Raw genomic sequence first — 22,525 nt, 5'->3', positions numbered from 1 at the left:
CGTTTCATGGCCAAGTTCTTTATCGATCGCCCGATCTTCGCGTGGGTGATCGCGATCGTGCTGATGCTGGCCGGCGTCGCATCGATCTTCAAGATGCCGATCGCGCAGTATCCGACGATCGCACCGCCGACGATCCAGATCCAGGCGAACTATCCGGGCGCTTCCGCGAAGACGGTGGAAGACACGGTGACGCAGGTGATCGAGCAGCAGATGAGCGGGCTCGACAATTTCCTGTACATGTCGTCGACGAGCGACGATTCGGGCAACGCGACGATCACGCTGACCTTTTCGCCGGGCACGAATCCGGACGTCGCGCAGGTGCAGGTGCAGAACAAGCTGTCGCTCGCGACGCCGAACCTGCCGCAGGTCGTGCAGCAGCTCGGCATGCAGGTCACGAAGTCGAGCAGCAACTGGCTGATGTGGTTCGCGTTCAACTCCGAGGACGGCCGGATGTCGAAGGAGGACCTGACGAACTACGTGGCGTCGCACGTGCTCGATCCGCTGAGCCGTGTCAACGGCGTCGGCCAGACGCTGCTGCTCGGTTCGCAGTTCTCGATGCGGATCTGGCTCGACCCCGTCAAGCTGACCAACTACAGCCTCACGCCGACCGACGTGACGGCCGCGATCACGCAGCAGAACGTGCAGATCGCGGGCGGCCAGATCGGCGGTACGCCGGCGAAGCCGGGCACCGTGCTGCAGGCGACGATCACCGAATCGACGCTGTTGCGCACGCCCGAGCAGTTCGGCAACATCCTGCTGAAGGTCAACCAGGACGGCTCGCAGGTTCGCCTGAAGGACGTCGGCCGCGCGGCGCTCGGTTCGGAGAACTACACGTTCGACACGAAGTACATGGGGCAGCCGACGGCCGGCTTGGGCATCCAGCTTGCGACCGGCGCGAACGCGCTCGCGACCGCGAACGCGCTGCGGGCCAAGATCGACGAGTTGTCGAAGTATTTCCCGCATGGTCTCGTCGTGCACTACCCGTACGACACGACGCCGTTCGTGCGCCTGTCGATCGAGGAAGTGGTCAAGACGCTGATCGAGGGCATCGTGCTCGTGTTCCTCGTGATGTATCTGTTCCTGCAGAACCTGCGGGCGACGATCATTCCGACGATCGCGGTGCCGGTCGTGCTGCTCGGCACGTTCGCGATCATGGGCCTCGTCGGGTTCTCGATCAACACGCTGTCGATGTTCGGCCTCGTGCTCGCGATCGGCCTGCTGGTCGACGATGCGATCGTGGTGGTCGAGAACGTCGAACGCGTGATGGCGGAGGAGGGGCTGTCGCCGAAGGAAGCGACCCGCAAGGCGATGAGCCAGATCACCGGGGCACTCGTCGGCGTGGCGCTCGTGCTGTCGGCGGTGTTCGTGCCGGTGGCGTTCTCCGGCGGCTCGGTCGGCGCGATCTATCGTCAGTTCTCGCTGACGATCGTGTCGGCGATGGTGCTGTCGGTGCTGGTCGCGTTGATTCTGACGCCGGCCCTGTGCGCGACGATCCTGAAGCCGGTCGAGAAGGGGCATCACGAAGAGAAGAAGGGCTTCTTCGGCTGGTTCAACCGGACCTTCGATCGCAGCCGCGATCGTTACACGGGCGGCGTGAATCATGTGATCCGGCGCTCGGGCCGCTGGCTCGTGATCTACCTCGTCGTGTTCATCGCGGTCGGTGTGATGTTCGCGCGCCTGCCGAAGTCGTTCCTGCCCGACGAGGACCAGGGCTACATGTTCATGATCGTGCAGACGCCGTCCGGCTCCACGCAGGAAACGACCGGCAAGACGCTCGACAACATCAACACGTACCTGACGACCGCCGAGAAGGATGTGGTCGACTCGGTGTTCACGGTCAACGGCTTCAGCTTCGCGGGCCGCGGCCAGAACGCGGGTCTCGTGTTCGTGAAGCTGAAGCCGTACGAGCATCGCCAGCGTTCGGACCAGAAGGTGCAGGCGCTGATCGGCCGGACCTTCGCGCACTACTCGCAGTACAAGGACGCGATGGTGATTCCGTTCAACCCGCCGTCGATTCCCGAACTCGGCACGGCCGCCGGCTTCGACTTCGAGCTGACGGACAACGCCGGTCTCGGCCACGACGCGCTGATGGCCGCACGCGGCCAGTTGCTCGGGATGGCTTCGAAGGATCCGGCGCTCGCACTGGTGCGCCCGAACGGCCTGAACGATACGCCGCAGTACAAGGTCGACATCGACCGCGAGAAGGCGAACGCGCTCGGCGTGACGGCCGCGGCGATCGACCAGACGTTCTCGATCGCGTGGGCATCGCAGTACGTGAACAACTTCCTCGATACCGACGGCCGGATCAAGAAGGTGTACGTACAGTCGGACGCGCCGTTCCGGATGACGCCGGAAGACATGAACATCTGGTACGTGCGCAACAGCTCGGGTGGGATGGTGCCGTTCAGCGCGTTCGCGACCGGCCACTGGATCTATGGTTCGCCGAAGCTCGAGCGTTACAACGGCGTATCGTCGATCGAGATCCAGGGGCAGGCCGCGGAAGGCAAGTCGACCGGCCAGGCGATGGCCGCGATGGAAGCGCTCGCGAGCAAGCTGCCGGAAGGCATCGGCTATTCGTGGACGGGGCTGTCGTTCCAGGAAATCCAGTCCGGTTCGCAGGCGCCGGTCCTGTACGCGATCTCGATCCTCGTCGTGTTCCTGTGTCTCGCGGCGCTGTATGAAAGCTGGTCGATCCCGTTCTCGGTGATCATGGTCGTGCCGCTCGGCGTGGTCGGCGCGCTGCTCGCGACGATGCTGCGCGGCCTCGAGAACGACGTGTTCTTCCAGGTCGGCCTGTTGACGACGGTGGGCTTGTCCGCGAAGAACGCGATCCTGATCGTCGAGTTCGCGCGCGAGCTTCAGGCGGGCGGGAACATGGGGCCGGTGCGTGCGGCGATCGAGGCGGCGCGCCTGCGGCTGCGCCCGATCCTGATGACGTCGCTCGCGTTCATGCTGGGCGTGCTGCCGCTCGCGATCAGCAACGGCGCGGGCTCGGCGAGCCAGCACGCGATCGGCACGGGCGTGATCGGCGGGATGATCACGGCGACGTTCCTCGCCATTTTCATGATCCCGATGTTCTTCGTGCGGGTGCGCGCGATCTTCAGCGGCGAGACGGAAAACGTCGACGATGCATGGCGTCTCGTGCAGGGCGATCTGCAGCGCGGTCGCGACGACGCACACGATTCGAAGGGGCAGTAACGATGCAAAAACACGCTTTGAACGCAACCGCGGTCGCACTGTCTGCCGCGCTGTTTGCCACGGGCTGCACGATGGCGCCGCATTACGAGCGGCCCGACGCACCCGTCGCGCAGGCGTACCCGGCCGGCGGCGTCTACGCGACGCAGCCGGGCGCGGCCGGCGCGCGCAGCGCGAATGGCCAGGCGGCGACCGCCATCGGCTGGCGCGAATTCTTCGTCGATCCGCGCCTGCAGCGGCTGATCGAGATCGCGCTGAAGAACAACCGCGACCTGCGCGTGTCGGTGCTGAACATCGAGGCGGCGCGCGCGCAGTACCAGATCACGCGCGCGGGGCTGTTCCCGACGCTCGACGCGGTGGGTACCGGCAATCGTCAGCGTTTGCCTAATTCTCTGACGGTAGTGCCGGGACGGAACATCACGACGACCTACAACGTCGGGCTGTCCGCGTCATGGGAACTCGACCTGTTCGGCCGCGTGCAGAGCCTGAAGGATCAGGCGCTCGCGCAGTACCTGTCGACGTCGTACGCGCGGCAGGCGTCGGAGATCTCGCTGGTGTCGCAGGTGGCGGATCAATACCTGACGCTGCTGTCGACCGACGATCTGCTGAAGGTCACGGAAGACACGCTGAAATCCGCACAGGCGTCGTACGACCTGACCAAGCTGCAGTTCGACAACGGCACGGGCTCCGAGCTCGAGCTGCGTCAGGCGCAGACGGTGGTCGAGACGGCGCTGGCGAACCAGCAGGCACAGGCCCGTGCTCGCGCACAGGCGCTGAATGCGCTGGTGCTGCTGATCGGCGAGCCGCTGCCGGACGATCTGCCGCCGGGCATGCCGCTCGACGCGCAGAACCTGCTGACGGACGTGCCGCCTGGCCTGCCGTCGGATCTGCTCGCGCGTCGTCCTGACGTGATGCAGGCCGAGCAGACGCTGCTGGCCGCGAACGCGAACATCGGCGCGGCCCGCGCGGCGTTCTTCCCGAAGATCTCGTTGACCGCGGCATTCGGCACCGCGAGCCCGACGCTGGGCGGCCTGTTCAAGGCCGGCACGGCGGCGTGGTCGTTCGCGCCGAATATCGCGCTGCCGATCTTCGAAGGTGGGCAGAACATCGCGAACCTCGATCTCGCGCACGTGCAGAAGCGCATCGAGATCGCGAACTACGAGAAGGCGATCCAGTCGGCGTTCCGCGAAGTGTCGGACGGCCTCGCCGCACGCGGCACGTACGACCAGCAGATTGCGGCGCTGGAGCGCAACGAGCACGCGCAGCAGCGTCGCTTCGACCTGTCGGACCTGCGTTACAAGAACGGTGTCGACAGCTACCTGTCGGTGCTGACCGCGCAGACGGATCTGTACTCGGCGCAGCAGTCGCTGATCAGCGCGCGTCTGGCACGCTGGACGAACCTGGTCGACCTGTACCGCGCCCTGGGAGGCGGCTGGATCCAGCGCGCAGGCGAAGCGCCGCGCGCGCCGGATGCACCGGTCGACTATGACAAGGCGGCTGCTCCGGCGCCCGCGTCGTCAACTGCGACGAACGGGTAAGCATGGAGAAAGGCGGGCGCGGTTTGCCGCGTTTGCGTTTCGAACCGGCTGTATGTGAAAACGAAAACGCCACGGACGCAACTCCGTGGCGTTTTCTTTCGTACCGTCAGCCGCGCTGAGAGCGGCGTTACGTTACGCCTGCTTCGTCCAAAGCGTCCGGCCGAAGAACGTGAGCGTGCGGTCCCACGCCATTTGCGACCACACCGGATCGAACTGCGTGCCGGCGATGCGGCCGGGGCCGACGGCCGTTTCGTTCGCGAACGCATGGTGCGCGAGATAGCGATGGAATTCGAAACCGACCTTCGCATCGGTCAGCTTCTTTTCCAGTGCGTCGACCTGGTCGATCGCAAAGAACGCATCCTGCGTGCCCCAATGGCCCATCAGCGGCACCTTGAGCTTGGCCGGATCGATGTAGTCGAGCGGCGGAACGCCGTACCACGTGACGCCGGCGTCCGCTTCGGCGTGCTGCAGCGACAGCAGCGTGAGGGCGCCGCCCATGCAGAAGCCCGTCACCGCGACACGCGGCGCCAGCGTCTTCAGGTACGCGACCGCGCCCGGAATGTCCTGCGACGCGGCGTCGCCGAAATCGAGGCCGGTCATCAGGTGATGCGCTTCTTCCTCCTCGACCGTCGACTTGCCGCGATACAGGTCGGGCACGAGCGCGAAGTAGCCGCAGCGCGCGAGGCGATCCGCGACGCCGCGGATCTGGTCGTTCAGCCCCCACCATTCCTGGATGACGACGACCGCGGGCGCGCCTTCGGTCCGCTCCGGCGTGGCGAGATAGCCCTGCAGTTCCTGGCCGTCCGGGCGGCGAAACGTGATCATGGAACCGGGTGTTTGAGACATGAAACCGCTCCTTTTCGAAAAATGCGCCGAGTGCGACATCGGGCCGACCAGCGGGCGTCGCGATACCGCTCGCATTTGTTCTGGCCGACGCCGACCACGCGGCCATTCTATGCGCAAACACCGGACGCTTGCGTGAACGGCGCCGCGCGGCACGCGACCGGCAAAGGGAGCGGACGGCCGGAAAACGAACACCCCGCCCCGATGAACGGGAGCGGGGTGTCGCGTGTACGGCGTGCGTCGGAATGCGCAGGAAATATGCTGGCGCGTATCCGGCTTACTGGCCGAAATAGACCGAGTCGCGGCCTTCCTGCTTGACCGCGATCGCGCGGCCGGCACGCGCGCCCGCGGCTGCTTGCGCGCCGTAGCCGGTTTCATCGGCGTTCGTCACGCGGGCCTGCGCGGTCTGCAGCGCACGCGGGTAATACTGATCGGAGACTTCGGGCTTGTAGCCGGCCTGTTCGAGCTGGACGAGTTCCGCACGCACCTGGGCGCGCGTCAGCTGGCCCGACGGGTTCGATTGGGCGAATGCGCCGTACGATGCGGACAGGGCGGTTGCGGCGACGACAGCGGTGATGAACAACTTCATGGTGACCTCCGGTTCTGTTGATTTCGCGCTTTGCTCGTGGCGTTCAGCGGTTGATTGCATCGTAACGAGCGCGTTACCGGTCGGAAATACGCGTGGCAGCGAATCATTATTGCAACTGGGTAAACGATTCGCGCGCAGCGCAATTTCGTCTGACGATTGCAGGCATGCCGGAGCAGCGGCTTGGTCTTCGGGGAAGCGACGGGGGCAATCGGCGCAACAGAGGCGGGATGGAGAGTTGAATCGTATTCCGAATGATGGTGGCGAGGCCACCGGCGTCGCTTGTTTCACATCACGCAGCCAGGGTCGCCTGCCGTTTCCGGTATTCGGCCGGCGTGATGCCGACATGCCGAGTGAACGCTCGCCTGAGCGTATCGACGTTCGCGAAGCCGCATTTCGCGGCGACCTGCTTCGGCGTGTCGTGGCCGTTCTCGAGGAGCTGGCGGGCGGCCGAGATGCGGGTCGCCTCGACCCATGCGGCCGGCGTCATGCCGACTTCCGCGCGAAACAGTCGCGCGAAATGGCGCGGGCTCATGCCCGCATGCTTCGCCATCTCGGCCACCGAATGCTCGAGTTCCGGATGTGCGGCGATCCAGCGCTGGACTTCCTGCAGTACCGAACGCCCGGCGGGGCGCGCTTCGCCCTTGCGGCTGAACTGGAGTTGGCCGCCCGGGCGCTTGAAGAACATCACCAGTTGCGCGGCGACGCGTCGCGCGATCTCGCGGCCGAGATCCTCCTCGACCAGCGCGAGCGCGAGATCGAGCCCGGCCGTGACGCCAGCGCCGGTGCGCAGCTTGCCGTCGCGTACGTACAGTGCGTCGGCGTCGACGGTGACGGACGGATACGCTTCGGCGAGCGCATCGGCGGCGGCCCAGTGCGTGGTCAGGTGGCGCCCTTTCAGCAGGCCGGTGGCCGCGAGGATGAACGCGCCGGTGCAGATCGAGCCGTAGCGCCTGCTTTGCACGGCCGCCGAGCGCAGCCACGCGAGGACGTCGGTGCGCAGCGCGATCTGGCCGGCGTGCGGCGCGCCGGCGACCAGCAGCGTGTCGAGGCGCTCCGGGATGTCGGGCACGATCCAGTCGGGCAGCATCCGTGCGCCGGACGAACTGCGGATCGGCCCGGGCCCGCTCGCGATGATCCGCAACGTGTAGAACGGCTTGCCGCACTCGGCGTTCGCTTGCGCGAACACGTCGAGCGGCGCGGAGACGTCGAGCAGTTGAACACCCGGAACGGCGAAAATACCCACGACCTTCGACATGATCGGTTGCGTGTTGTAACGAACGTGATGCGCAGCAGTATAGGAGCGCTTTCTTCACCGTGCAGACACCATGTCCGTTCGTCGCGCGAAATGGCAGGATTCGTCGTAATACGTCCATTGGAGACACGTGTTGGACTCCGGAAAATCGAGGGTGTCTTCCATGGAGGTCCATCATGACTGTGAACGTTGCCGGCATCACCCTTCCCGATACGCGTTTGACGCGCGAGATCACCGAACTCGTGCGCGATACCGAGTCCGAGCTGCTGTTCCACCACTCGAGCCGCGTGTTCTATTTCGCTGCGCTGGCGGGCCGGCGGCGCGGGCTCGAGTACGACCCCGAGCTGCTGTATTGCGGCTGCATGTTCCATGACATGGGACTGACGCGCCGGCACAGCAGCACATGCGAGCGCTTCGAAGTGGACGGCGCGAACGCCGCGCGCGATTTTCTGAAGGGCAAGGGGATTTCGCAACAGGACATCGATGTCGTATGGACCTCGATCGCCCTGCACACCACGCCCGGCATCCCGCAGCACATGCATCCGGTCGTCGCGCTGGTCACGGCGGGCGTCGAGATGGACGTACTGGGCCTCACTTACCCGGAATACAGCGATGTCGAGCGGGAAGCGGTCGTACGCGCGCATCCGCGCACGCCGCATTTCAAGGAGGACATCATTCAGGCGTTCTACGACGGCATCAAGCACAAGCCCGACACGACGTTCGGCAACGTGAAGGCCGACGTGCTCGCGGACAAGGATCCGCATTTCCATGCGGGCAACTTCTGCAGCGTGATCCGATCGTCCGCGTGGGCCGGCTGAGCGACGGGCCGGCGCGCATCACCCGACGTTGATCGACTGCCCGACGTGCAGCAGATTCGGCGCCGAAGCCAGGCCCGGATTCAACTGCAGGATCTCGTTCAGCGCGCGCGCATCCTGCTGGTCTCGCGTCATCGCCTTCCGGTCGTCCGGTGACACGTGTGCGGCGTCGAGCAGCGACTGGCGATGCGCGTCGGCGATCACCCATAGCGAATCTCCGGCCACGACGATGTACGGCTGCGCGGCCGTCGACGGCGGCGCGGAGGGCTGCGCGGGCGCGGTAGTGCCCGTCGTGCCGGTCCCGGGCGGTTGCGTTGCGGTAGTGCCCGGCGCGAGGCCGGTCGTCGGCGTGCCGGCGGTCGGCTGCGGCGGCTGATGTGATGGCGACGACGATGCCGGCTTCGACTGCGGCTTGTGCGTCGACGATCCCGAGCCACCCGACGGCGGCCCGAAGAACAGGTTCTGCAATTGCGTGAAACCCCAGATCCCGATCGGCACGAGGATGAGCGCGGTCGGGTATTTCTTGACCCAGCGCGTCGCGTTCGGGAAATGGGTGTTCAGGCGCGCACCGAGCAGTATCGCCGTCGACGTCGCGGCCGTTGCCGCGAGCCCGTAGTGCCCTTTGTCGTATTGCGCGATCGTGCCCGCGATGCCGCTCGCGACGCCGACGAAATCCGACGTCGAATCGATCAGGCGCACGACGCGGCTACGCTTGTCCGCGTTCACGCGGTGCGCGCTCACCGCATAGACGAGGCCCGAATAGGTCGCGGCGAGCCCCGCGCTTGCCGTCGTCAGCGCACCGGCGACGGTCGGCGCGGTCATGAGCCCGTGCACGCCGACGGCGATCGTCCCCGAGTAGCCGACGATCGCGCTACCGCGCCCGACGAGGCCGAGGAACCGGCGGGAATTGCCGTGATGCAGTTGCGCGAGCGACGTGCCGCCGACCATGCCCTGCATGTTCGCGAGCAAGTCGACCGACAGTTCCTTGATCTGCGCGGCCGCATCGTCGAAGCCGATGAGCCCCTGTCGATGCATTTCGACGAAGTGGCTCGCCTTCACTCGCGTTTCGTTCGTGAGCAGGTCGAGCTGCTCGAGCCGCGTCGGGTTGTAGCCGTGCACCGGCGCGCTCAGTTGCTGCGCGAGCGAGCGCTGCAGCCGGTCGAGCACGTCGTGCACTGCGCGCGGGTCGCCGCTCTGCAGGCTCTGCACCGCGCCCTGGTGCATCGCACCGAATACGCGACCCGCGCGCGCACCGACGAACAGCGCGGTGTTCGCGTGGGTGAGCGCATCCGAGCTCATCACGGTCATGCCGTTGAACACGTTCAGCGCCACGAGCGAGCTGGCGCCGGCCACCGTTCCGCCGAAGCCCAGCGACCACGCCCAGTCGCGTTTGCCGAACGACGGCCGGTGGACGCGCAGCGCGTTGAGCTGCGCGAGCGCAGCCTCCTGCGGGTTGCCGCGCTGGTGGCTCGGCTGCGTGGCGATGTCGCGGTTCACGATGATGGGCCTGGTCTCGTCGATCGCGAGCTTCGGATCGGCGGCCACCGCGCGCCAGAACGCGGTGCTCGATGCATTCGGATTAGCATGCGCGTCGATCTTGCGTTCGGTATCGGGCCTGCCGTACCGGCTCAGCCAGCGCTTGCCGGCGTCGCGTGCGCGCGCTTCGGCGCGGTTGGCGGAATCGGCGGTATTCCAGTAGTTCTCCTTCGCATAGGTGATCGTCGCCTGTCGTGCGCGGTCCATCAGCGCGGTCGTGTGCCCTTCGTACAGATCGGCCCGCAGTTGCGCGAGCTGGTCGGGCTTCAGCCCGTTCGCGAGGCCGACGCGTTCGACTTCGGCGAACAGCACCTGATGCTGGTTCGCGAGCGTCTGCGCGCCGACCCGTTCGAACACGCGCGTGAGCGCGTCGGCGCCGTGCAGGCGAGCGAGCTTGTCGGGCGCATGCAGCTTGTATTCGACGAGCTTGCGCGCGAGTGCGGCGGTCAGATCCTGGTTCGCGACGAAGTCCGAGCCGTGCGTCGCATACGACAGCCCGAGATGAACCCAGTCGAGTTCCTTGCGCTCGAGCACGGCCTCGACGAGCTTCATGTGGCCGTCGCCCGGCGCCGGTTCGAGCACGGCGTCCCAGCCGTGGAACGTCACCATCACATGCGGCGCGGTTGCGCCGGCGTGCTGCCGCGCCCACGTTTCGAGCGCATCGAACGTGCGCACGTAGTCGTGGTACGCATCGTTGGTGCCGGCCAGCGTGCGCTGGTCCTCGGCCGATACGAGCGCGCGCGACGGCGCGGTTTCGAGGCGCAGCACGAAGCCGCCTTCGGACGCCGCGTCGAGCCATTTGTACAGGTGGTCGAGGTCGTCGAGTTCGAGATGGCGGTCCGTGCCGTCGATATCGATCCGCGCGTTCGCTTCGTCGAACTGCGCGTTGTCGAGCTTGCCGAGTTCGCGCACGCGGCGGATGAAGGCGGGGTCGTGTTTCCGGCCGAGCGCGGCGGCCAGCGAATACGGATCGACCGCGACCGACACGACCGGCATCGCACCGCCGTAGCGTTTCACGAGTGCGAGCATCTCCGCGGGGTCGTCGCGCAACGTGAAGCCGCGCGCCATCAGCGCGAGGCGATCCTGGATCTCGGGCTTCGCGCGGCCATAGGCCTGCAGCGCATGCCGGTCGGCGGCCCGCGCGATCGACAGATAGGTGATCGCGCTCTTCGCATGGCGCGACACCACGTTCGCCGCACGATCGGGCCGCGACAGCGGGCCGCGCCACGGCATGCTCGACACGTCGCGCGCGAGCCGCAACGGGATGCCGAGCGCCTTCATCATCACGCTGTCGGCCATCATGACCTGGCGTGTCGTGCCGAGGTCGAGCGGCTTGCCGGTGCGGCCCGCGAACGCCTTCACGCGCTCGTGCTCGGGGAACCAGTCGTCGAGCTTCGCCTTGCCGAAGCGGAGAATCCATTCGGCGACCGTCGCGCTCGTCAGGCCGGGCTGATAGGTCTTGATGCTGAACGGCTCGCCGGCCGGCGCGGCCTGCGGCGCCGGTGGCGCGGCCGGCGCAGGCGCCGCCTGCACGTTCTGCTTGCCTTTTTTGCCTTTTCCGCTCGCAGGCTTTTTCGGCTTCGCGGGCGGGCTGGCGGACGCAGTGGCGGACGCAGGGTCACTGGCAAGTCTGGCCTGCTGGTTCTTCGCGGCCGTCAGGTCGGCCGCGATGCGGCTCTCCAGTTCGCCGAACGGCGCGGACGATCCCGCGGCGGCCTTCTGCAACTGCTTGCCGAGTTCCTCTTGTTTCAGCGCATAGGCCGCGACCTGCGTCGGCTGCGTGCGCGCATCGAACTCCGCCGGGTCGAGCCGCGTCACGAGAAAGTGCCGGTCCGAGCCGTCCGGACCGCCGCCGATCTTCGTCTTGTCGAGGTCGACGCCGGGCTTGCTCTTGTCGGCGAAATGCGCGGAGTCGTCGAACCATTGCAGCGTGCCGTCGCGGGTCGCGAGGATGCCGTCCGGCTGGTGCAGCGTGTCGATCAGCGCCCCTTCCGTGCCGTAGACGTAGATGAAGTATTCCGGGCCGACCTGGCCAAGATCGATCACGCGCCGCAGGTGAAGCGTATTCGCGCCGTTGAAATCGTGCACGTCGTCGGCCGATTTCGGCAGCAGGTTCGGCGCGACCCATCGGTTGGCGAGCGGCGTCGCGCCGGCCGGCGGCTTGCCTCTCGACTGAATCTTGCCGAGCCGGCGCTGCACGCGGTCGCTCGTTTTCATCGACGGCGGCTTTTGTTCGGCGATCGGCAACGCGCGCTCGGCCGGCTCGAAGCCGCCATAGCGGGACACCACCGATTCCGGTAGCGAGGACGGCACGAACACGACGCCGCGCCGGCCGTCGGGCAGGCCGCGCGCGCGGCGACGGAAGGCGGTGCCGAGATCCTGCTCGCCGATCGACGCGTCGCCGACCGAGGTTTTCTCGTGATAGGTCCAGCCGCCACCGCCTTGCTTGGGCACGGCGTAGCCGAGCACCTTGCCGGTCTTTCTGTCTACCGCGAAGATCGTCGTGCTGTCGTCCGCGGCCTTCGCGGCCGCCTTGGGACGCTTGAATTGCGGCGCGCGGGCGAGTTTGCCGATCTGGTCGACGACCTCCTGCGCAGGCGCGTCACCGGAAGGCTCGGCATTCCACACGCGCTTCGAATCGACGGCTTCGACCTTCGCCGCGCCGCCGAATTGCCGCAGCTCGTCGAGCGACACCGGCGACAGGTAGAAGTCGAATTTCGCGCGTGCTTCATGCGGCGTTTCGCTGCCGCTGCGCTTGCGTGGACGCGAGCCCGGATAGAGCGCGTCGCGCAAGTCGTGCGACGGCGTGCCGCCGGGATCGGCCGATTCGACCGGACCGGGCTGGCCGTGCGCATCGGTCGTCAGGCTCGCGACGAAGTCGGGTTGCCGATGCGTGCCGTCGTCCGCCGGGCGGTCGTCATGCTTCGCGATCAGCACGTGGGCGTTGGGGCCAGCATAGTGCGCGAGGTCGCGGATGTCGGCCAGTTGTGTGCCGTCGATCCGCTTCAGGTCGCGTTTGCCGTGCGCATCGAGCCAGTCGGCCGCGCGCGCTTCGGGCGGGAGCGCGGGGGCGGCCGGCAGGAACGACGACGGGTCGAGCACCGGCCACATCATCATCGACGGCATCGTCCGCGGTGCCGTGCCGGCCCGTCCGGCTTCGCCGTCGCGCATCGCCTGCTCGGCCTGCGCGCGATACAGCGCACGGTAGACGGGGTTGCCGGGCAGCGAGGTCCGCGCGTTGCCGAATGCGTCGGCGAGGCGCGCGAGGCCGGCTGCGTCGCCCGGCATCACATGATCGGCTTCGCGCGCGATCTCGTCGGGGAGCACCGCGTGCTCGGCGATGTCGATGCCGGTCGATTCGAGGATCTGCTTGCGCACCGCGAATGCATTGGCCTGCGCGCGCGCCTCGGCGCGCAGCGCGCTTTCCGCGTACGCATCGGGGCTGCTGGTGTCGAGGCCGAGCCGGTTCGTCGCCACGTCGACCGCGTGCCCGACCTCGTGTGCGAGCACGTAGACGATCGTGCCGGCATTGCGCAGGCCGCCGTCGATCACGATCCGGCGCTGTTCGGCATCGACTTTGCTGCCGGCGCCCGCGCGGCCCTGCACGATCTCCCAGCGGCCGGGGTTCAGCAGCCGCAGTTGACCGGCGAGGAGGCTCGACTGGTCGGCCAGCGCATACGCGGCGTCGGGCAGCGGCGCGCCGCCGAACCACATCCGGATGCGCGTGAAGAGCGACGGCTTCTGGACGAACGCACCGTCCGGCAGCGATTCGCTGATCACCGGATGCGCGAGTTCGACGCGGCCGCTCGCGATGCCGCGTTCGAGCGGCTGGATGACGGCGTCGATCATCCCGGGCGTGCGGTTGGTGGCCGGGTCCGGATGCGGGATCAGGACGGAAGGATCGCTGAAGTAGAACGTGCCGTGCGCATCGAACAGGCCTTCGAAATCGAACGACAGGCCGTGCCGCGCGGCAAGCTCGCGCATCGCGACGAGCTGCCGCATCGATTCGCGCGTCACGCGTTTCGGCAGGATGCCATGCATCACGTCGAGGCTGCCGAGCTCGGCCAGCGGGCTGTACAGCACCGCGACGCGCCCGTGGTACGTGAACGGCCCGTCGACCGTGACCGTGCGCATGCCGAGCTGCGTCAACTGGTCGAGCCCGCGCTTTTCGTGGGCGAGCATCGCGCGCGCCTTGTCGCCGCTGGCGTCGAACACGCCGATCGCATTGCGCTTGCCGAGTTCGAATACGGCCTTCGCGGTGCCGGCGCCGAGGAACGGGCCGAGCAGCGTGTCAGGATCGACGCGCCGCGACGGATCGCCGGCGACGTGCAGCCCGTGCTCGTCGACGGCGAGCGCGCCCGCATCGATCCGTTCGCGCGGCGACGGCGTATAGCGAGTCCACGCGCCCGGGCCGCCGAACTGCATGCGCTGCGTGCCGTCGCCGCGCGGCTCGCCGAGCGGGCGGACCGTGCCGCTGTCGGGCACGTAGATCGTCCGCTGCCAGAGGTTCGCGAGCCACGCGGCGTGGGTCGCGCCGCCTTCGCCTGCGAGGACGATGGGGGCGCCGGCCCGTGCGGGCGTGAACGCGTGGCGATGATCGATCGAATAGTCGACGGGCGTGGCGGGGCGGCCGCGTGCATCGAGCAGGCCGCCGGCCGCATCGGTCCGCGCATGGACGAGCGTCAGCGGCTCGCCGTTCGCATAGGACACCGGACCGTTGCGCGAGAAGGACAGTTTCGGCGAGCCGCCGCCGAACAAGCGGCGCGGAAACGGCGACGCACGGTCCGCATGCGCGTGGCTCCACTGCGCCTGTTCGTCGAGCGTGCGCGGCAACCGTGTGCCGCCGCCGGCGCCGGACGATTCGGTCGTGTGCGGCGCGGGCATGCTCGGCGATGCGCTGCCTGGCTGCTGCTGCCGGTCCCACGCGCGGCCATAGAACGAACCGTAGTGTTCGCCGTCGCGGCCCGATACGGGGGCGTTGCCGAATGCGTCGGCCAGGCGCGCGAGGCCGGCTGCGTCGCCCGGCATCACATGATCGGCTTCGCGCGCGATCGCGTCGGGGAGCACCGCGTGCTCGGCGATGTCGACGCCGGTCGATTCCAGGATCTGCTTGCGCACCGCGAACGCGTTGGCCTGCGCGCGCGCTTCGGCGAGCAGCGTGCTTTGCACGTACGCTTCCGGGCTGCTGGTGTCGAGGCCGAGCCGGTCGTTCGACACGTCGGCCGCGTGGCCGGCTTCGTGCGCGAGCGTATAGACGAGCGTGCCGGTGCCGCGCAGGCCGCCGTCGATCACGATCCGGCGCTGGTCGACGTCGGTGCGGCTGCCGCGTCCCGCGCGGCCCCACACGACCTGCCAGCCATCCGACTTCAGCAGTCGCATCTGGTCGGCGAGCAGGCTCGACTGGCCGGCGAGCGCATACGCGGCATCGGGCAGCGGCGCGCCGCCGAACCACATCCGGATACGCGTGAAGATCGACGGCTTCTGGACGAATGCGCCTTCCGGCAGCGATTCGGTGATCGCCGGATGCGCGAGCGCGATGCTGCCGTTGCGGATGCCGCGTTCGAGCGGCGCGATGACGTTGTCGATTTCCTCGAGCGTGCCGTCGATTTGCTCGCGATCATCCGAGCGGGATACGGTGGCCGGGTCGCTGAAGTAGAACTCGCCGCGGGCGTCGAATACCCCCTGAAAATCGAACACCAGACCATCGCGCTCGACGATCTCACGCATCGCGGCGAGCTGTCGCATCGATTCGTGCGTGACATGCGACAGCAACGCGCCGTTCGAGACGGCACGGCTGCTGAGTTCGGCGAGCGGATGGTAGAGGATCCCGATCCGGTTGCCGACCGAGAACGGGCCGTCGATGGTCAATGTACGCATGCCGTAGCGGCGCAGCAGGTCGAGTCCGTTGCGTTCCGTGTCGAGCGCGTCGTAATGATTGGCGAGCTGGCCGTCGCGAGGCTGCGTGGGATCGATGTCGTACAGGCCGATCGCGTTGCGCTTGCCGAGTTCGAACACGCTCTTCTCGATGCCGGCCCCGAGGAACGGGCCGATCAGCGCTTGCGGGTCCAGCCGCCGTGACGGGTCGCCCGCGACGTGCAGGCCGTTCGCGTCGACGGCGAGTTCGCCGTAGTCGATGCGCTCGCGCGGCGACGGCGCATAGCGGGTCCACGTGGGCGCGTGATCGAATCCCACCTGGGCCCGCGTGCTGCCCGGGTTGCCCATGGCCGCGTCGAACGCGCGGATGGTGCCGCCGTCCGGCACGTAGACCGGCCGTTGCCAGGTGTTCGTGAGCCATGCCGCGGCGGTGTGGCCGTGGTCGGCGGCCAGGACCAGCGCGCGGCCGGTGCCCGCGCTGGTCGACGTACCGGCGAAGAAGTGCGCGATCGAAAAGTCGACATGCTGCACAGGGCGGCCGTGTGCGTCGAGCAGTTGGCCCGCGTCGTCGGTTCGGCCGCGGATGATCGTCAGCGGTTCTTCGATCCCGGACGACGTGTGTTCGTCCAGGATCCGCAACGTCATCTGTCGCGGCTCGTTGCGCCCGCGTTCGGCGATCGGCGAGATCACCTCCGCATGCGCGACGCTCCACTGCACCTGTTCCTCGAGCGTGCGCGGCAGGTGCGTGCCGCCGCCGGCCGATTCGGTCTGCGGCGCGGGCATCCGGCGCGGGGCGCCGCCGTCGCGTTTCTGCTTGTCCCAGATGCCGTCGTAGAAGGCCTGGTACGTCTCGCCGCGGCGGCCCGACACCGGCGCATCGGCGAACGCGTCGGCAAGCCGTGCGACCGTGCCCGCATAGTCGCTCGACGGCGTCCAGCGGTCGGCCTCGTGCTGGAGCGCGTCGGGCAGCGTCGTGTTCGCCGCGATGTCGCCGCCGCCCGCGAGATCGATCTCGTAACGCGCCTCGAACGCGTTGATCTGCGCGCGCGCTTCGGCTTCGAGCGCCTTGCGCGTGAAGCGGCTGCGGCCGCTGTAGTCGAGCGAATCCAGCGTACCGTCGATCGCCTCGACCGCATGCTTGGCCTCGTGCGCGAGCGTGTACGTGATGCTGCCCGAATCGTGCAGTGCGCCGTCGATCGTCACGCGGCGCCGCTTCGGATCGATTCGGCTGCCGCCGCCGCGCTTGCCGAGGCTCACGCGCCAGCCGGCATCGCTCAGCATCCGCAACTGCTGCGTGAGCGTGTCCGATTGCTGCGCGAGCGCGTGGACCGCGTCCGGCAGCGGCGCGCCGCCGAAACGCATTTGCAGCCGCGTGAACAGGCCCGGCCCGGCAAGCGCCGGGTCCGGCGGCGCTTCGGTGGTTTCAGGGTGCGCGGCGGCCGGCAGCGCGTGGTCGTCGGCCCGTGTGTGGCGGGCCGGCTTCGGCCGGGATGCGTCGCGCGCATCGTTCGCCGCTTGCGACGCGGATCGTTCGGCCGGCTTGACGAGCACCAGGACGCGGTTCGGTGCACTGAATGCGCCGTCCAGCGCACGCGCCGGGCGAGCGGGCGGCTGCGGCAGCGCGGCGTGCGTTTCGGGATCGGCGGCGTTGCGCCGGGTCGTTGCGAGCACAACGACCGTGTCGTCGTTCGCGGGCTGCGGCGCGCGCCGCGCGGCGGGCGCTTCCGGATTCGCCGCGGGTGGGTCGGCTTCGACGACGCCGGCCGCATCGGCGTGCGCCGCCTGCGCGTTCGTGCCGACGACGCGGCCGCCTGCCGCCGCTGCGTCGGGGGCGGGCCGGTAGCGCGTCAGCGGCGCGTCGGCGCGCAGCGTGCCGTCCGTGTGCAGCGCGTCCGGCGCGGCCGCGAATACCGGCCGCTGCCAGCGGTTCGCGAGTTCGGGCGCGACGTGCGCGTCCGACGCATCGGCGATGACGACGATCGGTTCCGCGACGTCGGCGGGCAGCGCGCCGGCCGCACGCGGCCGCGCTGCGTCGGGCATGGCGGCTGCCGGGTCCTCGCCGTTGCGCACGATGAAAAGCGTATGTTCGCCGTAGTCGAACGCTTCGACCGACGGGCCGCGCGGCACCGACACGCCGGCCGGGTCGAGCGTCGCGGGCCGGGAGGCCGGTTCGGCGTCGGTCAGGTCGATCACGCGGACCGGCGTGCGCGGCGCGACGCTGGCCGGCTCTTCAAGGGCGCCCGCGCCGGGTGCGCCGGGCGCCCGCGCGATGGCCGGATCGTTCTCCGCGCGCAGGTCGCTGCTGCGGCGATTCTGCGCGGCGACATGCGAATCGGACGCGCGCGTTTCCTGCTGGTTCTCGTCGCGCGCGGTCCGTGCTTCGCTCGTGTGCTGCGCATTGCGTGCGCTGGCGGTCGTGGTCGCGGTGGCCGTGTCGTTCGCTTCGGTGGCGCGCGCCGCGGCTTCGTTGGCCGGCGTGGTCCGCGGGGGCGCGCTGTCGGCCGGCGGCGCCTCGTCGCTTGCCGGCGGCCGCGAGTCGCTGCGCGACGGAATGGGCGCTTTCGCGACGAGCTTCGACGGTGCATTGATTTCGCCGTCGCTGCCGAACGACAGCCGGTCGCCCGTTTCCGTGACCGAATCGATCTTCGTGCCTTCGGTCCAGGTCTTGCCGGTCAGCTTGACGATGCTCAGTTCGCCGTTCTCGCCGAGGATCACCGACGTCCCGCGCGGCAGGTTGTTCAGGTCCTTGTTGTTGAGCGAGTCGAGCACGCGCACGGGCATGTTGTCGTAGATAAGTACCTTGTCGCCCGCCATCAGCGTGCCGTCCTTCGCGACCTTGATGTCGACGCCGTCGAGCGACGCGCGCGTCGCGCCGAACGCGAGTTGCGACGGCTCGTTCCTGCTCAGGATTTTCTGCAGTTGCTGCCCGTCGATCGAGATGCGTTCGCCGCCCGCCGAGCGGGCGACCACTGGCCGGCCCGTGACGCGAACCGTCGCGTTGACCACGCGGTCCCGCACGCCGCCCGCGCCCATCAGCGCGACGTTCGTGAAACCCGATTTGAGCGCGTCCCAGCCGTGCTCGCTGTCCCCGTGCGCGAAGTCGATACCGGCTTCGACAAAGCTCTCGCCTGCGGCGCCGACGCCGGTGGCGAGCGACGTGCCGCGCACGATCGCGGTGGTCACCCGCGCGGCCTTCGCCGAGCCGGTGAGCGCGGTGATCGTCTTGCCGAACACTTCCGAGCCCGCGAACTTCGCCGCGCCGGCCGCACCCATCGGCACGAGGTTGAGCCAGTCGCCGCGCGCGCCGGCGTCGGTGAACGGATTGATGCTCTGGTTGTGTTCCCAGCGCGAGCCGATATCGAGCGCGGATTTCGCCATGCTCGAACCGATCGCCGTGTCCATCATGACCGCGCCCCCGAAATTCAGCGCGGCACCGGCAAAGGCGCCCACACCCGTTGCGTCCAGCAGCACGCCGGCGCCTTCCATCAGCAGCCCGAGACCCATCATCCCGAGGTTCACCTTGCCGCCGGTCAGCGTGTTCAGCGCGCTGTCGAACCAGTCGTCGTGATGCGCGGCCTTCTGCTGGAACTGCGCGTGACCGTTGTCGTCGTAGCCGGTCACGAGATCGAGCGTGCCGCTCGACGCAAGCCGGTTGTTGTCGAGGTAGTCGCCGACGTTGTCGTAGTTCGCCGACGTGTCGTCGACGTACTGGACGTGGCCCTTGCTGTCGGTGACCTTGAAGAGCGCGCTCGTCACCATTCCGGCCGTCTTGTCCGAGTAGATCAGCGGCAGGATGTTGACCTGCGTGCCGCTGCCGCCGCCGAGCTTCAGGATTTCGCCGCGCACCTTGTTGATCGTGTCGAGCTTGTCCTTGTCGGTGTAGCGCACCGTGTCGTCGTTGACGGGCGCGGTGGGCGTGCCCGTGTCCGACGACGGCTGCACGTCGGACGGCAACCCGATCGCGGTGCCGATCAGGTTGCGCTGCTCGTTGTCGGTCAGCTTGCCGAAATTGATCGTCGCGGCCTTGTTCGTGCTCACCCCGGCCTGATCGAGCAGCGATTGCGACAGCTCGCCCTGGTGCGCGCGGAAGAAACCGTCGAGCGCGTTCGAATATGCGTCCTTGTCGTCCTGGCTCTGCGGATTGCGCAGATTCTCGGCGAGGCTCGCATCGAACTGGTCGAGCAGCACCTGCTGATGCGACATCTCGGTCAGCAGCTGCAGCTTGTTGATGTTCGCGCTGGCCTGCTGCAGGTCGTTGCGCGCCTGGTCGAGCTGGTCCTGGTACGGATTCGGACGCTGCGGCGTGCGCATCGGAATCTCGTCGCCGTTCACCTCGCGCATGCGCACCGGCGTCGGGTTGTTCGCGTACCAGTCGTCGTAGGTTTTCTGAATGTCGGCGAGCTTGCCCTTCAGCACGCCTTCCTGCGTCTTCGCGTTCGCCAGCTGGAATTTCGCGGCCGCGTCGTTGAAGGTGTTGGACAGCCGGCCGTCGGCCGCGCGCAGCGCGCCCGCGACGACATGGAGTTTTTTCGCGTCGAGTGCGGTCTGGCCGGTCGCGGTGGTCGGCACGGACGTGTTCGAGCCGGGCGGCTGCAGCACGAACGACGGATTCGTGAACAGCGTCGTGGGCGCGAGCGACGTCGATAGTGCGCCCGGCGGCGTCGACGTGCTCAACGACGACGTCGGCGTCTGCGTCGTCGACGGCGCCGGCGTGCTCGATGTGCTCGAGGTGCTCGGCAGCGACGTGCTCAGCGACGGCGACGGTTGTGCCGAGGGCGACGGTTGTGCCGACGGGGACGGCGGCGTGGTGGGCGGCGGCGGATTCGTCGACAGCGTCGGCGTCGGGTTCTGCAGTACGAACGGCACCTTCGGCTTGAGCTGTGCGTCGATTTGCGCGCCGGCGTCGTCATACTGCTGCGCGAGCGTCTGACCGTACGCGACGACGAACCCGTCGTGCGCGAGGCGAGCCTTCTGCTTTGCCTGTGCGAGCGCATCAGACGCGGTGGCTAGGTCGGTGTCGACGGCCGGATGCGGATCCAGCGAGCGCGGATTCGCGGTATGCCAGTCGTCGGACGCCGATTTCGCGGTGTCGTACTTGCCCTGCAGGTCATCGACGGTCAACTGCGCGCCGAGCATCTGCATGTAGCTGCCGCTCGTGTTCGCCTGCGTGGTCGCGCGATCGAGCGCGGCCTTGTCGTCTTTCGCCGCGCTGGGCGTCGAGCCGATCAGGCACGCGCTGTCGGCGTCGTACTTCTGCTGCAGCGTCGTGACCTGCTGCGCGTCGAGCGACGCCGCATAGGCCGCGTTCGAGTAATTGGCGATCTTCGCGGCCTGCGCGACATTGGCCTGCACGGCGTTCATGTCGACGTTGCCGTTCGCATCGGCCGGCGGCGGATCGGGCAGGTCGACCTGCAACTGCAGCGGCTCGAGCGCATCGTTCAGCTTGCCGACGCCGGTATCGATCGCGTCCTTGTAGGCGGGATCGGCCATGTACGACTGGAACTGCGTATAGGCGAGATTCGCGTTGCTGACGTCTGCCCAGTACTTCGCCTGGCCCGTTACCGCGCTCGAGGTCGCCGATTGCCAGTCGTCGTAGGCCTGGACCTGGGCGGGCGTCTTGCAATCGCCCTGCTGCGGGACGAAGTTCGGATTCGCCTTCGTCTGGTCGGGGAACAACTTTTGCAGCGTGGCGAGCTTCGCATCGGCCTGCTGTTGCGCGGGCCCCTCGATCTTGTCGTTCGTCGGGTCGGTGCTGTACTGGTCGGCTTTCGCCTGTTCGCCGTACAGGATCCGGTAGCCGGCGTCGGTCGTGACGTCGAGTTCGCGTTGCGCGGTGTCGGCCGCATCGTGCGCCTTCGTGTAGTTGTCGCGTGCGGCCTTGCGCTCGTCGGGCGTCGCGTCGGGGTCGTGGTTCGTCATCCGCAGCACGCCCTGCGCACCTTGCAGCGTCTGCTGCGCGTTGTCGTACTTGGTCTGCGCGTCCTGGATCACACCCTGGACAGCTCGCGTCGTGTCGTTGTCGACCGTGATCTCGGGCGGCGCCACGCGATATTGATCGGCCATGCTCTGGAGCAGGGCGGTGGCCGACGCGATTTCGGGGTTGGTCGGCTTGGACGGATCGGTGCCGAGATCCGCCTGCACGGGGATCGGCGGCGTGGTAGTCGGGTTGACCGGGTTGGCCGGGCCGTTGTTCGGGCCGTCGTTGGACGTACCGTCCGCATTGCGCGGCGGTTTCGGTGCGAGGTCCGGATCCAGCGTTTGCGACAGGAAACGCTGCCAGTTCAACCCCAAACCCATTCCGTCGATCGACAACATGCAAGGCTCCCGTCAGGCGCGGCCGTACGCAGGGTGCACGCCGCCGGCGCCGCATGGCGCGATTTCGAGTGTACGGAAGCGGTGGGAGTGGGCACGGGGGCGATTCGTAGCGCGTGTCGAGGGGGAGCGGGTCGGTCCGGGGATCGCTACGAGAAGCAATCATGTGCTGATCAGTGCGCGATGCGGAAGGCCGGGGATGCGGCGGCTTGCGCATCGATTCGGTCGGGTTCGTGTGTTACAGCTGGCTTTCGGTGATGGGGCGTGTCTTACTGTTCGCTTTCGATTTTTGATAAGTTATGCGAAGTGATTTGTGGGGGTGTTGGGGGCGTAAGTAGTGCGGTATGCCGCGAATTGAGGGAAGGGATTCGGGCGACATGAATGCGGTCAACCCATATCGATGCCAGAGGAACAGGAGCCGGTGCGGTGGATGATTCGCTTTGGTGATGGACAAGTGTTGCCGACTGAATTGCGCCGATATCCGATGGGCGCGGGCAGCTTGCTCGAGCAGGCGGTCGACGGGTAGTCGGCGGAATTCTGCGTGTAACCGAGGGACGGCGAAGAATCGGAC

7 protein-coding genes are annotated in these 22,525 nt (G+C 67.8%); 3 read left to right on the top strand and 4 right to left on the bottom strand.

Annotated elements, in window-relative coordinates:
* The first annotated feature begins 6 nt into the window (after window positions 1-6).
* Window positions 7-3,198, top strand: a complete 3,192-nt coding sequence (locus tag CFB46_RS32110; protein ID WP_027786266.1) for an efflux RND transporter permease subunit — start codon at window positions 7-9, stop codon at window positions 3,196-3,198.
* Window positions 3,199-3,200: 2 nt separating this feature from the next.
* Complete coding sequence (locus CFB46_RS32105; protein WP_027786265.1) at window positions 3,201-4,733, top strand: efflux transporter outer membrane subunit; 1,533 nt, start codon at window positions 3,201-3,203, stop codon at window positions 4,731-4,733.
* A gap of 132 nt (window positions 4,734-4,865) precedes the next feature.
* On the opposite strand, the gene CFB46_RS32100 is transcribed toward CFB46_RS32105, so the two are convergent.
* The 3 genes from CFB46_RS32100 to CFB46_RS32090 form a co-directional block, all read right to left on the bottom strand.
* The gene (locus CFB46_RS32100; protein ID WP_027786264.1) at window positions 4,866-5,579 is read right to left on the bottom strand and encodes a dienelactone hydrolase family protein; all 714 of its coding nucleotides are present in this window, start codon (window positions 5,577-5,579) and stop codon (window positions 4,866-4,868) included.
* Window positions 5,580-5,853: 274 nt separating this feature from the next.
* On the bottom strand, window positions 5,854-6,165 hold the full coding sequence (locus tag CFB46_RS32095; RefSeq protein ID WP_027786263.1) for a DUF4148 domain-containing protein: 312 nt from the start codon (window positions 6,163-6,165) through the stop codon (window positions 5,854-5,856).
* 289 nt (window positions 6,166-6,454) lie between these two features.
* Window positions 6,455-7,420, bottom strand: coding sequence for a GlxA family transcriptional regulator (locus CFB46_RS32090; RefSeq protein WP_027786262.1), 966 nt, complete (start codon window positions 7,418-7,420; stop codon window positions 6,455-6,457).
* Window positions 7,421-7,593: 173 nt separating this feature from the next.
* Between CFB46_RS32090 and CFB46_RS32085 the strand changes: the two genes are divergently transcribed.
* The gene (locus tag CFB46_RS32085) at window positions 7,594-8,235 is read left to right on the top strand and encodes an HD domain-containing protein (RefSeq protein ID WP_027786261.1); all 642 of its coding nucleotides are present in this window, start codon (window positions 7,594-7,596) and stop codon (window positions 8,233-8,235) included.
* A gap of 18 nt (window positions 8,236-8,253) precedes the next feature.
* On the opposite strand, the gene CFB46_RS32080 is transcribed toward CFB46_RS32085, so the two are convergent.
* A complete protein-coding gene (locus CFB46_RS32080; RefSeq protein WP_027786260.1) occupies window positions 8,254-21,957 on the bottom strand; it encodes an LWXIA domain-containing protein in 13,704 nt (4,567 codons plus the stop codon).
* Window positions 21,958-22,525 lie beyond the last annotated feature (568 nt).

Origin of the sequence: Burkholderia sp. HI2761 (assembly GCF_002223355.1) — a bacterium.
GTDB lineage: Bacteria > Pseudomonadota > Gammaproteobacteria > Burkholderiales > Burkholderiaceae > Burkholderia.
The sequence above is the reverse complement of the archived record's forward strand: the minus strand, read 5'-3'. Positions and strand labels throughout refer to the sequence as shown.

Coding starts and splice junctions, on each gene's coding strand:
- CFB46_RS32110 (WP_027786266.1), top strand. CDS start 7: ATGGCCAAGTTCTTTATCGATCGCCCGATCTTCGCGTGGGTGATCGCG.
- CFB46_RS32105 (WP_027786265.1), top strand. CDS start 3,201: ATGCAAAAACACGCTTTGAACGCAACCGCGGTCGCACTGTCTGCCGCG.
- CFB46_RS32100 (WP_027786264.1), bottom strand. CDS start 5,579: ATGTCTCAAACACCCGGTTCCATGATCACGTTTCGCCGCCCGGACGGC.
- CFB46_RS32095 (WP_027786263.1), bottom strand. CDS start 6,165: ATGAAGTTGTTCATCACCGCTGTCGTCGCCGCAACCGCCCTGTCCGCA.
- CFB46_RS32090 (WP_027786262.1), bottom strand. CDS start 7,420: ATGTCGAAGGTCGTGGGTATTTTCGCCGTTCCGGGTGTTCAACTGCTC.
- CFB46_RS32085 (WP_027786261.1), top strand. CDS start 7,594: ATGACTGTGAACGTTGCCGGCATCACCCTTCCCGATACGCGTTTGACG.
- CFB46_RS32080 (WP_027786260.1), bottom strand. CDS start 21,957: ATGTTGTCGATCGACGGAATGGGTTTGGGGTTGAACTGGCAGCGTTTC.